The following is a 13,767-nucleotide window of genomic DNA, read 5'->3' as shown; positions in this document are numbered from 1 at the left end:
GGTGGGGCCATGGCCCCCTCGTTCCTTCCCCTCGCCGCTGCTGCCGCCGCCGTCGGTCTGCTCGTCGGCCTCACCGGAAGCGGCGGCGGGGCCCTGATGACGCCGCTCATGCTCGTCCTGTTCGGGGTCGCTCCGTCGGCGGCGATCTCCTCCGACCTCGTCGCCTCGGTCGTGCTGCGGCCCGTCGGGGTGTTCGTGCATGGACGCGCCGGAGCGATCGACTGGCCGCTTGTGCGCCGTCTCAGCGTCGGATCGGTGCCCGCCGCGCTGGTCGGCGCCTTCCTCGCTCACCGGCTCGGACGCGGGACGGCCGCGGAGACGGTCCTGCGCGAGCTGCTCGGGGGTGCGTTGCTGCTCGGCGCCGGGGCGATGCTCGCTGGCCGCCGCTTCGGTTGGGCCGGAGCTCTCGGACGAGCCCGGACCGCTCGGTCGGGCCCCCGGGTTTCGCTTTGCCATCACCGGTGTGCCAGCCAGGATCGCGCTGACGCCCATGCGCCACCACGCCGCCGTCCCGCGACCGTCCTCGTCGGGACGGTCGCGGGCCTGATCGTCGGCGCGACGTCGGTCGGTGCCGGGTCCCTGGTGCTCGTCGCGCTGCGACTGCTGCACCCGCGCCTGAGGACCGACCGGCTCGTCGGTACCGACCTTGCCCAGGCGGTTCCGGTGACCCTGGCGGCGGCGCTGGGCGCGCTCCTCTGGGGCCACATCGTCATCGGGCTCACCACCGCCGTGATCCTCGGTGGTCTCCCCGGTGTGATCGTCGGTGCCCTGCTCTGCCCGCGTCTGCCGGAGCGGTGGGTCGGCGCGACGGTGCTCGGCGTGGTGCTGATCGCCGGGCTGGCCAGCCTCGGGGTAGGAGGACCGGCCCTTCTCCTCGGCGCCGCCGCGTCGGTGGCCGCCGTCGGACTGTGGCGCATGGGAGCCCGACTGAGCCCGCGGCGCGGGCCGGCTCCGATCGTCCCTTAAGGCTGAAAGATCGCCTGCAACTGCGCGAGCGATCGCCCGCAACCCTCCGCGCGCGATCAGACTGGAATAGAGTCGTCCCGCCGCGATGATGCCGCCCCGCCCATCCCGCACCCCGCGTCGACTCGCCGCCGTGCTCGTCGCGGGACTTCCGGCCGGCTGGCTGGCCTGGCGGCGACGCTCGGTGCGCCAACGGATCGAGGTGCAGGCCAGACAGCGCGAGCGTCACGACCTGCGCCTCCAGGGCCTCCCGGTCTACGACGACAGCCCGGTCACCGGTCCCGATGGACGGCCCACAGTCAGCGTGATCGTCCCGGCCCTCAATGAGGCCGACAGCATCGGCTGGGTGCTCGCCCAGATTCCGCGGTTCGTCGATGAGGTCGTACTCGTCGACGGCCTGTCGATCGACCGGACCGAGGTCGTCGCGCGGACTCTCGTACCCAACCTCATCGTCGTCCACCAGCGCGACCGCGGCAAGGGGGCGGCCCTGCGCGCGGGCTTCCACGCCGCGCGGGGGGACATCGTCGTGATGATCGACGCCGACGGGAGCACCGACCCGCGGGAGATCGGGCGCTTCGTCGACGCGCTCGTGGCCGGTGCCGACTTCGTCAAGGGATCGCGGGAGCTCCCCGACGGCGGGTCGGTCGACTTCACCTCGGTCCGGCGTTGGGGCAACCGCGCCTTCGTCGCCCTTGCCAACCTCATCTACGGCACGCGGTTCACCGACCTCCTCTACGGCTACTGCGCCTTCTGGCGCGCCCACCTGGACGACCTCGCTCTGTCCGCGGACGGCTTTGAGATCGAAACCCAGCTCGTCATCAACGCGGTCAAGGCCGGGCTCGACATCGTGGAGGTCCCCAGCCGCGAGCTCGAGCGCCGTGCCGGCGCCTCGAACCTCAATGCCGTCCGGGATGGCCTGCGAATCCTCGAGACGCTTCTGCTCGAGCACCCCCACCTTGGTCGCCCCATCCCCGGGGAGACCTTCGACCTGGTCGAGATCGAGACCGCGGCGCCCGATCTGCCCGAGTGGCTTCCCGCCGGGGTGGACCGGCGCAAGGGCGGAGACCGCCGCAACGCCGAGATTGCCGGTGGGCCGCTGCCCCCGGGCGCGGAACGGAGAGCCGGTCAGGACCGCCGCCGGCCTCCCGTGCGCACCGTCAAGGTGCTCGTCCCCCGCCGTGGCCCGGAGCGGCGCCAGCTGGGACCGGAAGACGGCGGCTACCGCGGCCCGGAGCGGCGCTCGGGTGCCGACCGCCGCTCAGACGCTCCGCCCGATCACAACCCGCACACAGGCGAGCCCCCCGCGGGCGACTAAAGTCCCTCAGGCAATGAGCTACGTGGCGTTGATCACGGGCGCCTCCAGCGGGATCGGGGAGGCGACCGCCCGGCTGCTCCCCGCCCGACGCCCCCACGCGACGGTCGTTCTCGTCGCCCGCCGCCAGGACCGGATCGCCGCGCTGGCCGAGGAACTCAACCGCGACGACCCCTCCGGCCACCACCACATCCACGCATTCGCCGCCGACCTGACCGTCCCGGAGGAGGTGGCCCGCCTCACCACCGAGGTGTCGGCCCGCTTCGGGCATCTCAATCTGCTCGTCAACAACGCCGGTGCCCGCTGGTCCAAGCCCTTCAGCGAGGGCGGCTACGCGAACGTCGCGCAGACGATGGCGATCAACTTCGACGCCCAGGTGCGGCTCACCGAGGCCTGCCTCGGGCTGTTACGGGCCGGTGCGGTGACGCCGGAGCACGCGAGCATCGTCAACGTCGCCTCCACCGCCGCCCGGGTGAGCCGGGCCGGTGCGGGCGCCTACAGCGCATCCAAGTTCGCCTTCGCCGGCTGGTCGGACGCCCTCTACGGTGAGCTCAAGCCCGAGGGAATCCACGTCGGCCTCGTCAACCCCGGCTTCATCGCCACCGAGGGGTTCCCGGCCGCCGAACTCGTCTCCCACCCGCTCAAGCGTCACCTCGTCGGTACTCCCGAGCAGGCGGCGGCGGGCATCCTCGCCGCCGGTCTGGAGGGCAAGCCGGAGGTGTACGTCCCCGGCTTCTACTGGCTGTTTGCCGCGATGCGGACGCTCACTCCCGGGCTGATCCGCCGGCTGGCGGGCAGCGGCAGCTTTACGACGGCGACGAGCCTCGACGCCGACGCCGCCGATACACCCTAAGCTACACCTCCGTAACTTACCCACAGGAGAGCCAGTGATGAACTCAAGCGTCCGCCGGGTGGCCATTCTCGGCGGCATGCGCATCCCGTTCGCGCGCCAGGACGGGCCCTATGCGAAGGCGTCGAATCAGGACATGCTGACGACGACGCTCGACGCGCTCGTGAGCCGGTACGGCCTCGAGGGCGAGGCGCTCGGTGAGGTCGTTGGCGGCGCCGTGCTCAAGCACAGCCGCGACTTCAACCTCGTCCGCGAGTCGGTACTCGGCACCAAGCTCTCTCCCGCGACGAGCGCGATGGACGTTCAGCAGGCGTGCGGCACCGGCCTGGAGGCGGCGATCGTCGTCGCGAACAAGATCGCCCTCGGCCAGATCGACTCGGGGATCGCCTGCGGGGTCGACACGACGTCGGACGCGCCGATCGGCGTCAACGAGGACCTCCGCGCTCTGCTGTTGGACGCCAACCGGGCCAAGACCAACCAGCAGCGAGTCGCGCTGCTGACCCGCCTGCGCCCGCACATGCTGCTCCCGGAGATCCCGCGCAACGTCGAGCCTCGCACCGGCCTGTCGATGGGTGACCACACGGCGATCACCGCACGGGAGTGGGGGATCACCCGTCAAGCGCAGGACGAGCTCGCCGTTGACTCCCACCACCACCTCGCCGCCGCCTACGAGCGGGGCTTCCAGGACGACCTCGTCACCCCCTACCTCGGGCTCGAGCGCGACCAGAACCTGCGCCCCGACTCCTCACTGGAGAAGCTCGCCCGGCTCAAGCCCGCCTTCGGCGGGCCCGAGGGGACGATGACGGCCGGGAACTCGACACCGCTCTCTGACGGCGCCTCCGCCGTGCTGATGGCGAGTGAGGAGTGGGCGGCCGCCCATGGCCTCGAGCCGCTCGCGTTCTTCGTCGACGCCCAGACCGCCGCCGTCGACCATGTCCACGCCCGCGAGGGTCTGCTGCTCGCCCCCGCCTACGCGGTCCCGAAGTTGATCGACCGCCACGGGCTCGCGCTCGGAGACTTCGACCAGTACGAGATCCATGAGGCCTTCGCCGCCCAGGTGCTCGCGACTCTGCGTGCCTGGGAGGACCCGGTCTTCTGCAAGGAGCGGCTCGGACGTGACGCGCCGCTGGGGGCGATCGAACGGGCCAAGCTCAACCCCAACGGCGGCTCCCTCGGTGCCGGTCACCCGTTTGGCGCGACCGGTGGACGGCTGATCGGCGCCCTGGCGAAGTCGCTGCACGAGAAGGGCGCTGGCACGCGCGGTCTGATCTCGGTCTGCGCCGCCGGCGGCGAGGGTGTCACCGCGATCCTGGAAGGAGCCTGAAAACCATGGCCGACCGCTACACCGAGCTGATCAACACGCCGATCGGCAAGACGATCGCCAAGCAGATCGGGCTGCCCGCCCCCGTCGTCCTCGAACGCTTTGACCCGAACCGGCCGGTGATCGACGGGCCGGTGCTGTTCGGCGGCGCGCCCGGCGCGACCCTTGGCGGACCGGTCGCCGCGACGCTCGCCCACATCGGCGCCGAGACCTACACGCCGCTCCAGGAGGAGCTGCGCAGCGCCGCCGCCGCCGCCGGACTCGACGCGAAGATCTTCAACGCCGAGACGGCAGGTGCCGAGCAGACCTTCAAGGCGCTCGTCTTCGACGCCTCGGGGATCACCGACTCCACCCAGCTCGTCGAGCTGCACCGCTTCTTCAGCCCGACGATCCGACGGATTCGGTCCTGCGGCCGGGTGATCGTGCTCGGGCTCACCCCCGAGCTCGTCTCCCACCCGCGCCAGCGGGTCGCCCAGCGGGCGCTTGAGGGGTTCGTCCGCTCGGTCGCCAAGGAGGTCAAGAAGGGGGCCTCAGCCAACCTCGTCTACCTCACCCCGGGAGTCGACGCGCGCCTGGAGTCGACGCTGCGCTTCCTCCTCTCCCCGCGCAGCGCCTACGTCTCCGGCCAGGTGATCCGGATCGGCTCCTCTGCGAACGCGGAGGAGCCGGACTGGTCCGCACCGCTGGCGGGCAAGGTCGCCCTCGTCACCGGCGCGGCACGCGGGATCGGCAAGGCGATGGCCGAGGTGCTCGCCCGCGACGGGGCCCACGTCGTCGTCCTCGACGTGCCGCAGGCTGCCGAGGCGCTTGCGACCGTCGCCGCCGACCTCGGCGGCAGCGACCTCGCGGTCGACATCACGAGTGAGGACGCTCCGAAGCTGATTGCCGACCATCTCCTCGAACATCACGGCGGCGTCGACGTGTTCGTCCACAACGCCGGAATCACCCGCGACAAGACGCTTGCGCGGATGGATGAGGAGCGCTGGCAGCTCGTGCTCGCGATCAACACGTCGGCGATTGAGGCGATCAACGCCGAGCTCGTCGAACGCCAGGCGTTTCGGGCCAACGGCCGGATCGTCTGCGTCTCCTCGATCGCCGGGATCGCCGGGAACTTCGGGCAGACGAACTACGGCACCTCCAAGGCGGCGGTGATCGGGATCGTCAACGCTTACGCGGAGGAGGCGGCCGGCCTCGGGATCACGATCAACGCGGTCGCGCCCGGCTTCATCGAAACCCAGATGACCGCAGCGATCCCGATCACGATCCGCGAGGCGGGCCGGCGGATGAACTCGATGTCCCAGGGCGGGCTTCCCGTCGACGTCGCCGAGACGGTCGCCTGGCTCGCCTCACCCGGCTCGGACGGGGTCAACAACAACATCGTCCGCGTCTGCGGCCAGTCGCTGCTGGGAGCCTGAGCGCGGATGGCCGAGATCGAACTGGGCGCCGCACCCAACCCGCTCGGGCTGATCGCCCGGGCGGGCCTCGGTGCCCTGCCCGTCCCCGTGCCGGGGCTGAGTGCCCGTCGCAGCGCCGACGTGTCCGGTGACGTGCTCGTGCTCGAGCGCGTCGACACCGATCTGGGCACCCTCGCGGCGTTCAGCCGCCTGTGTGGCTACACCCTCGAGCGGGCCGTGCCGCTCACCTGGCCCCACATTCCCGCCTTCGCGCTGCAGATGGCGATCCTCACCGATCCGCGCTTCCCGTTCCCCGCCGTCGGGCTCGTCCACATCTCCAACGCGATCACCCAGCACCGCCCGATCCTCACCTCCGAGCGCCTCACGCTGCGCGTGTGGGCCGAGCCGATTGTCGATCACCCGCGTGGGCGGGCGGTCCCGATCCGCACCGAAGCTCGGGTCGGGGACGAGCTCGTCTGGGAGGAGACGGCGATCAACCTGCGGATCGGCCGGCGCAACGACGCCGCGACCGCGCCGGAGGTCGCCTCCTCCGAGGGGTACGCGCCGGCGGCCCGGTGGCGGCTGCCCGCCGACCTCGGCCGCCGCTACGCCGCCGTCGCCGGCGACTACAACCCGATCCACCTCCATCCCCTCAGCGCACGTGCGCTTGGCTTCCCGCGCGCGATCGCCCACGGGTTCTGGACCAAGTCGCGTGCCCTCGCCCAACTCCAGGGCCGGCTCCCCGGTGCCGTTGGGGTCGAGGTCGCCTTCAAGCGCCCGATCCTCCTGCCCGCCACCGTCCGCTATGTCGAGAGTCTCGGTGAGGACGCCGGGATCGGCTTCGGGGTGCGGGCGATCGACAACGCCCCCCACCTCGACGGGTACGTCACCTACTGAGGCGGCGTCTCCGGGCTGCCCGGAGGTCCGTCGGCGGACGCCTCCGCCTGGGTGTCCTCGAGCATCCGGTCGAAGTAGTCGGCGAGGCGGTTGAGGACGCGCGCGGCGGTGATCAGCTCCTCCGGGTCAAACCCGTCGAGGGCGGCTCGCCAGCGGGGCTCCATCTGGGCCTGGCGGGTGCGAACGACCTCGGCGCCCCGCTCGGTGAGAACCGACAGCACGACGCGCCGGTCGTGCTCCGAGCGGGTCCGGGTGACGAGCCCGGCGGACTCGAGGTGCTCGAGCATCTGGGTCACCGTCGCCGGGGTCAGGTCCGCGTAGTCGGCGAGTTCGCGGGCGGACCGCTCACAGGCCCCCGACAGTCCGAACAGCAGGCCGTACTGGGCGTAGCTGATCTGCCCGGAGCGGTGGGTTTCGCGTCCGCGCAGGCGCCGCACGGCGACCATCGCCCGCTTGAAGGCGATCCCGAGCTGACCGTGGGCGGTGTCCGGGTCATGGAGGGGGCTCGGGGCCGGAGCCGGGGGCGCCGGTGTACCGGCACCGGCGCCCCCCTCGGCCGCTGCGGCCGCCGCCGGGGCCGCGGCGGACCGAGCCGCGCCGGGTGCGCCCGCCGCGACCTCGGCCGCCATGGCGGCGTTGTCCTGCGTTGCGCTCACACCAACGCCTCAGCGACGGCGCCGCTGTGCAGCGCATCGGCCTCGGGATCGGACAGGCCGGCGGCCTTGGCCTCCCGTCGGGACTGGGACTCGGCCCGCATCAGCACGACGCACGGGATGATCGCGAGCCCGGCGATCGCGACCGACCACCAGAACGCGGTCCCGAACGCGGCGGCGGCCGCGGCCGGAGTGTGGGCATGGCGTTCGGCGTCGGCGAGGACGACGGCGAGCACCGTCGTCCCGATCGACCCACCGACCCGGTTGAGGACGTTGAGCTGCGGGGTCGCGTGGCTCACCTCGCTGCGGTCGAGGGCGGCAAAGGCGGCGGTCATCGCGGGCATGAAGCTCGCCCCCATGCCGGCGCCCCGGAAGACCATCGCGACGGCGAGGTAGGGGACGCTCGTGTGCGCGCCGATGAGGGCGAACGGAACGGTCATGAGCGCGGTTGCGATGACGCCGACGAGGGCGACGGGGCCGCCGCCGTAGCGCTCGGTGAGCTTGGCCGCGAGCGGCATCGTGATCGCCATCCCGAGTCCCTGGGGTCCGGTCAGGAGGCCGGTGTCGATCACGTTGTAGCCACGCAGCTCCTGCCAGTACAGCGGCATCAGGATCATCGCACCGAAGACCGCGGCGCCGAGGGCGAACATCACGATCGATGCGGCACTGAAGTGCCGGCGGCGGTACAGGTTGAGGTCGAGGAGCGGGTGGGTGATCCGGAGCGCGTGGACGGCGAAGGCGGCGACGAGGAGGGCGCCGATGATCACCGGGATGTACACGTGCGTGTTGTTGAAGCCGTTGTAGGTGCCGGCCTCAGCCAGCCCGTAGGTGATCGCCACCAGTCCGGTCGACATCAGGATCAGTCCGGTGAAGTCGAGGGAGTCGGTCTTCTCGCCGGCTCGGCTGGGCAGGATGCGGATCCCGAGCGGGATCGCGATCGCGCCGACGATGATGTTGACGAAGAAGATCCAGTGCCAGCTGAGACCTTGGATGATCACCCCGCCGAGCAGCGGCCCCAACGTCGGGGCGAGCATCATCGGAACCGCGACGAGCCCCATCACCCGGCCCATCCGCTTGGGGCCGGCCGCGTCGGCCATCAGGATCTGGGCGAGCGGCATGATCATGCCGCCACCGACCCCCTGGAGGACGCGGAAGAGGATCAGCTCGGTCGCCGTCGTTGAGATCCCGCACAGGAACGAGCCGAGGGTGAAGAGGAAGAGAGAGATGAGGAACACGCGCTTGGCGCCGAAGCGCCGGCTTGCCCAGCCGGTCACCGGGATCACGGCAGCGAGGGAGAGCATGTAGCCGGTGATCACCCACTGGATATTGGACAGGCTCGAGTGCAGGTCCTTGCCGAGGGTGTCGAGGGCGACGTTGACGATCGTGGTGTCGAGGATCGACATCACCGCCCCGAGCATCGCGACGCCGGAGACGATCCAGACCTGCCGGGGGATCTTGTCGGAGCCGGGCAGGACCGACGGGGAGGGGGAGGCTGACTCGGGCATGACCGTATGGTAGCTAATGATTAGGTACCGATTGGTAGGCGGGTTCAGTCGCCGCAGCGGGGGGACGAGGCAGCTGGGGAGGCGGCGTGACCTCGCGTGCGGGCACGGGCGGCCATGGTCGCGGCGACGCCGCTACATTGGGGCCCTGATGCCGACATTCGCCGAACTCGGGCTCCAGGCTCCGATCCTCGCCGCCCTCAAGGACGTCGGCTATGAGGAGCCGAGTCCGATCCAGGCCGAGTCGATCCCCCCGCTGATGGAGGGCCGCGACGTGATCGGGCAGGCCCAGACCGGGTCGGGGAAGACCGCCGCCTTCGGGCTGCCGATGATCAACTACGTCGACCCGGACGAGCGCGAGGTCCAGGGGCTCGTGCTGACACCGACCCGCGAGCTGTGCATCCAGGTCACCCAGGCGCTGCGCACCTACGGCCGGCACAAGGGCGTCGACGTCGTCGCGGTGTTCGGCGGGGCGCCGATCCGCAGCCAGCAGGCCCAGCTCCGGGCCGGCGGCCATATCGTCGTCGGCACCGTGGGGCGGGTCAAGGACCTGATCAGTCGCCACTCGCTCGTGCTGCACTCGACCCGCTATGTCGTCCTCGATGAGGCCGACGAGATGCTCGACCTCGGCTTCCTGGAGGACGTCGAGAAGATCCTCAGCCTCACCCCGAACTCGCGCCAGACCGCGCTCTTCTCCGCGACGATGCCGCTCGAGATCCAGCGCCTCGCCGACCAGTACCTCTATGACCCGGTCCTCGTCAAGGTGGCGGCCAAGACGCTCTCGGTCGACACCGTCGAACAGTTCGGCCGTGAGGTCGCGGCCAAGGACAAGCCGGCCGCCCTCGTCGAGGTGCTGCAGGCCGAGCGGCCCGAGCAGGCGATCGTCTTCACGCGGACGAAGATCCGCTGTGACCAGCTCTACCGCACCCTGCGCGATCAGGGGCTCAACGTGAAGGCGCTGCACGGGGACATGTCCCAGGGCGCCCGTGACGGGGTGATGATCTCCTTCAAGGAGGGGCGCACACCGATCCTCGTGGCGACCGACGTCGCCGCGCGCGGCCTCGACATCACGACCGTCACCCACGTGATCAACTTCGACGTGCCGACGAGTCCGGACGTGTACGTGCACCGGATCGGCCGGACCGGCCGGGCTGGCCGCTCCGGCCGGGCGATCACCTTCTACGAGCCCCGCCAGGCGCGCGAGCTTGAGGCGATCGAGGTGCACGCGGGGATCAAGATGGCTCCGTGGACCCAGGACGCCCACGTCGCGCCGACAGCTCCGCGGCCGGCCAAGCCGCGCCGGCACGCGGCCAAGCCTCACGATGCACCGGCGGTGGCGAACGGCGCCGCGCCGCCGGTGGGCAAGCTCGCCAAGCTGATCATCGCCGGCGGCCGAGCCGACGGCATCGAGCCTTCGGACGTGATCGGTGCCCTCGCCGGCGGGGCGGGGCTCGAGGGGGAGCGGATCCGTAACGTCCGGGTGCTCGAGCGCTTCTCGCTCGCCGACGTTCCCGCCGATGCGCTCGAGACGGTGCTCAGCTCCGCCGTCGAGCTCGGCGGATCCCCGCTGCGGCTCGAGGTCGCTCGCAGCTGAGCCCCGGGAGTCCGTCGCGTTGGGCGTCGTGACGGACCTCGTTGAAGTGCCAGGTCAACTGTGCGTAAGGGCTGCGCACGGGCGGCGCGACTCCGGCGCAACCGGTCCGTTGGTGGAGGACGACCCAATCCACACAGGAGGACCTTGCAGCCCATGTCCAGACCCGGTTCCCGGTTCAACCGCCGACCGTCTGCCTCGATGGTGGTGGCGACACTTGCCCTGTTCGTCGCCCTCTCCGGCGGCGCCTACGCGGCCGTCGTGATCCCCAACGACAGCGTTGGCTTCAACCAGTTGCGCCCCGGCGCGGTCGCCGCGTCGCGGCTGGCCAACAACGCGGTGATCACCCCCAAAGTCGCCAATGACGCGATCACCTACACGAAGATCGCGCCCGGTCAGATCGGACACGTTCGCGTCGCCCAGAACCAGATTCAGTGGCGGGTCAACGGCCGCTGCACCGGCACGAGTGCGGTCCAGGCGATCACCGCCACCGGCGGCGCCAGCTGTGGCACCACCTTGGCGGACGCGTACAGCACCCCAGGACTGACCGAACCGCTCACCTCACCGACGGCGGCGACGATGCTGGCGAGTGAGGCCCTCCCCGTCGGGTCCGGCTACCTGTTGGAAGCCACCCCCTACGTCGAGGTCAAGGGCAGCGCCGGCGCCCAGAACGTCAGCGTCACCTGTGAGATCGCCGCCGGCTCGGTGACCGAGTCGCGGACGGCGACCCTTGCCCTCACCGCGGCGGCGGAGCAGGAGACGGCGCAGATCCCGCTGTCGATCGTCCTCCCCGCCCAGGGGTCGGCGACCGAGGCTGCGGTCGCCTGTGACCGCAGCTACGACACGAGCACCGCCCCGACCGTGCAGGCGAGCTCCGGCCTCATCGCCACGCCGGTCGCCGCGAACGTGGCGATCGCCACACCGGGCACCTCGACGACCGTCCTCAGTCTCACCACCCCGACGCCGAGTACGACGACCACGTCAACGACGACGACCGCGACGACGACGACGCCGCTCACGGTGACCACCCCCTGATCCCAGGACTCGCCTCCCGGCGCCCTGGCCCGCGCGATCGCGCGGTGCCGGGCGTCGCGGCGGCGTCTGGGGGCCGGTCCGCCCGTCCGGCTCCGGCTCGGTAGGGTCCATCCCCATGAGCACAGCCACCATGCACACCTCCCACGGGACCATCGAACTCGAGTTCTTCGATGACGACGCCCCCAAGACCGTGGCGAACTTCCGCAAACTCGCCGAGGACGGTTTCTATGACGGGATCACCTTCCACCGGATCATCCCGGACTTCATGATCCAGGGCGGCTGCCCGCAGGGAACGGGGACCGGGGGGCCGGGCTACACCTTCGAGGACGAGTTCAACGCCCACAAGGTCGTTCGCGGCGCCCTCGCCATGGCCAACGCCGGCCCGAACACGAACGGCAGCCAGTTCTTCATCGTCACGACCGGCGCCGCGCCCTGGCTCGACGGCAAGCACACCGTGTTCGGTCAGGTCAGCGCCGGGATGGACACGGTCGACACCATCGAGGGCGTTCCCACCGACGGGCGCGACAAGCCGGTCGAGCCGGTGACGATCGAGTCGATCGACCTCGCCTGAGGGCTGCGGGCTCCCCCTCGCCGGTATCGCCCGAGGGGGAGGCCCGGCCCAGACCGTTCACCGACACGGATGTCGGTAGGCTTGCCCCCGGAGTCCAACAGCGGAGGAAGAGCGTATGGCGAGCAGCGGGCAGACAGTGGTCGTGAACGGCGAACACGGGACGATCGGCGTGGAGAACCCGGCCACCGGCGAGCTGATCTCGACGGTCCCGGTGCTCGACGCGGCCGACGTCGCCGCCCTCGCGGCCCGGGCCCGGGCCGCTCAGCCCGCCTGGGCGGCCCGTGACATCGAGGCACGGGCGGCGATCTTCCGCCGGGCGCAGAAGTGGATGTTCGACAACTCCGAGCGGGTTCTGGCGACCGTCGTCTCAGAGACGGGCAAGACCTATGAGGACGCCAACCTCACCGACCTCGGATACACGGCGGTCGCCCTCGGGTTCTGGGCCAAGCGCGCGGGCCGCTACCTCCGGGACGAGCGCGTGCCGGTACGCGACAACCCGCTCAACCTCGGCAAGCGCGCGTTCATCCGCCACGTCCCGATCGGACTCGTCGGGGTGATCGGACCGTGGAACTACCCGCTGGTCAACAGCTTCGGCGACTGCATCCCGGCGATGATGGCGGGCAACAGCGTCATCCTCAAACCGTCGGAGGTGACCCCGCTCTCCTCCCTGCTGATGGTCGAGATGATGGAGGCCTGCGGGCTGCCCGACGGGGTCTTCCAGGTCGCCACCGGTGACGGCTCGACCGGTGCGGCGCTGATCGGGGAGGTGGACAGCATCATGTTCACCGGCTCGACCCGGACCGGGCGCAAGGTCGCCGTCGCCGCCGCCGAACGGCTGATCCCCTGCCACCTCGAGCTCGGCGGCAAGGACCCGATGATCGTCCTCGCGGATGCCGACCTTGATCGTGCGGCGAACGCGGCGGCGTTCTACTCGATGCTCAACGGCGGGCAGATCTGCATCTCGATCGAGCGCGCGTACGTGGAGGCGCCCGTCTATGACCAGTTCGTCGGCAAGGTCACCGACCAGATCCGCAAACTCCGCCAGGGCCCTCCCGGCGGCGGTGTCGGCACCGTCGACGTCGGCGCGGTGATCTTCCCGCCCCAGGCGGAGATCGTCGACTCCCACGTGCGGGACGCCGTTGCGAAGGGGGCGCGAGTGCTCACCGGCGGACAGCGCCGGCCCGGCGCCGGCCGCTTCTACGAGCCGACTGTCCTCGTCGACGTCGACCACACGATGGCTGCCATGACCGAGGAGACGTTCGGCCCGACGCTGCCGATCATGAAGGTCCACAGCGCGGATGAGGCCGTCGCCCTTGCCAACGACTCGATCTACGGGCTGCAGGCGTCGATCTGGACCAAGGACCTGCAGCGCGGTGAGGCGCTCGCCCGCCGGCTCCAGTCCGGCGTCGTCACCGTCAACGACGCGCTGCTCAACTACACCCAGCTCAACCTGCCGATGGGGGGCTGGAAGCAGTCGGGGCTGGGGACCCGGCACGGGGCGGACGGGATCCGCAAGTACACCAAGACTCAGTCGGTGATGGTCACTCGCTTTGCGCTCAAGAAGGAGCTGTTCATGTTCCCCTACAAGGGCTGGGTGAGCCGGTCCCTGCTGGGCTTCTACCGCCTCCTCTACGGCCGCGGCGAGCGCTGAGGCACGCGGCCCTCGGCGTCGGAGGGT

Annotated in this window: 12 protein-coding genes; 10 read left to right on the top strand and 2 right to left on the bottom strand. The window is 70.9% G+C overall.

Annotated features, from left to right (window positions below; translation table 11 throughout):
- Window positions 1-9: 9 nt before the first annotated feature.
- The 6 genes from M3M55_RS00160 to M3M55_RS00135 all read left to right on the top strand — a co-directional run bounded on the left by M3M55_RS00160 (window position 10) and on the right by M3M55_RS00135 (window position 6,737).
- Window positions 10-966 carry a sulfite exporter TauE/SafE family protein gene (locus tag M3M55_RS00160; protein WP_249010798.1) on the top strand — a complete coding sequence of 319 codons (957 nt, stop codon included), beginning with the start codon at window positions 10-12 and terminating at the stop codon, window positions 964-966.
- 85 nt (window positions 967-1,051) lie between these two features.
- Window positions 1,052-2,278, top strand: coding sequence for a glycosyltransferase family 2 protein (locus M3M55_RS00155; protein ID WP_249010797.1), 1,227 nt, complete (start codon window positions 1,052-1,054; stop codon window positions 2,276-2,278).
- A gap of 13 nt (window positions 2,279-2,291) precedes the next feature.
- Window positions 2,292-3,128 (top strand): SDR family oxidoreductase, encoded by an 837-nt coding sequence (locus M3M55_RS00150; RefSeq protein WP_249010796.1) that lies wholly within the window; start codon window positions 2,292-2,294, stop codon window positions 3,126-3,128.
- Window positions 3,129-3,165: 37 nt separating this feature from the next.
- The gene (locus M3M55_RS00145; protein ID WP_249010795.1) at window positions 3,166-4,449 is read left to right on the top strand and encodes an acetyl-CoA C-acetyltransferase; all 1,284 of its coding nucleotides are present in this window, start codon (window positions 3,166-3,168) and stop codon (window positions 4,447-4,449) included.
- 5 nt (window positions 4,450-4,454) lie between these two features.
- On the top strand, window positions 4,455-5,861 hold the full coding sequence (locus M3M55_RS00140) for a 3-oxoacyl-ACP reductase (protein ID WP_249010794.1): 1,407 nt from the start codon (window positions 4,455-4,457) through the stop codon (window positions 5,859-5,861).
- Window positions 5,862-5,867: 6 nt separating this feature from the next.
- Complete coding sequence (locus tag M3M55_RS00135; RefSeq protein WP_249010793.1) at window positions 5,868-6,737, top strand: MaoC/PaaZ C-terminal domain-containing protein; 870 nt, start codon at window positions 5,868-5,870, stop codon at window positions 6,735-6,737.
- Here M3M55_RS00135 and M3M55_RS00130 read toward each other — a convergent pair.
- Both M3M55_RS00130 and M3M55_RS00125 read right to left on the bottom strand, forming a co-directional pair.
- On the bottom strand, window positions 6,731-7,393 hold the full coding sequence (locus tag M3M55_RS00130) for a MarR family winged helix-turn-helix transcriptional regulator (protein ID WP_249010792.1): 663 nt from the start codon (window positions 7,391-7,393) through the stop codon (window positions 6,731-6,733). The genes M3M55_RS00135 and M3M55_RS00130 overlap by 7 nt on opposite strands.
- Window positions 7,390-8,895 carry a DHA2 family efflux MFS transporter permease subunit gene (locus tag M3M55_RS00125; protein ID WP_249010791.1) on the bottom strand — a complete coding sequence of 502 codons (1,506 nt, stop codon included), beginning with the start codon at window positions 8,893-8,895 and terminating at the stop codon, window positions 7,390-7,392. Before M3M55_RS00125 ends, M3M55_RS00130 begins: the two co-directional genes overlap by 4 nt.
- Window positions 8,896-9,043: 148 nt before the next feature.
- Between M3M55_RS00125 and M3M55_RS00120 the strand changes: the two genes are divergently transcribed.
- The 4 genes from M3M55_RS00120 to M3M55_RS00105 all read left to right on the top strand — a co-directional run bounded on the left by M3M55_RS00120 (window position 9,044) and on the right by M3M55_RS00105 (window position 13,740).
- The gene (locus M3M55_RS00120) at window positions 9,044-10,486 is read left to right on the top strand and encodes a DEAD/DEAH box helicase (protein WP_249010790.1); all 1,443 of its coding nucleotides are present in this window, start codon (window positions 9,044-9,046) and stop codon (window positions 10,484-10,486) included.
- 153 nt (window positions 10,487-10,639) lie between these two features.
- Window positions 10,640-11,518, top strand: a complete 879-nt coding sequence (locus M3M55_RS00115) for a hypothetical protein (protein ID WP_249010789.1) — start codon at window positions 10,640-10,642, stop codon at window positions 11,516-11,518.
- Window positions 11,519-11,633: 115 nt separating this feature from the next.
- Window positions 11,634-12,089, top strand: coding sequence for a peptidylprolyl isomerase (locus tag M3M55_RS00110; RefSeq protein ID WP_249010788.1), 456 nt, complete (start codon window positions 11,634-11,636; stop codon window positions 12,087-12,089).
- Window positions 12,090-12,204: 115 nt separating this feature from the next.
- Window positions 12,205-13,740, top strand: a complete 1,536-nt coding sequence (locus M3M55_RS00105; RefSeq protein WP_249010787.1) for an aldehyde dehydrogenase family protein — start codon at window positions 12,205-12,207, stop codon at window positions 13,738-13,740.
- Window positions 13,741-13,767 lie beyond the last annotated feature (27 nt).

The sequence above is a fragment of the Conexibacter sp. DBS9H8 genome (assembly GCF_023330685.1).
In the GTDB taxonomy this organism is placed as follows: domain Bacteria; phylum Actinomycetota; class Thermoleophilia; order Solirubrobacterales; family Solirubrobacteraceae; genus Palsa-465.
This window is presented reverse-complemented; position numbering and strand designations above follow the sequence as displayed.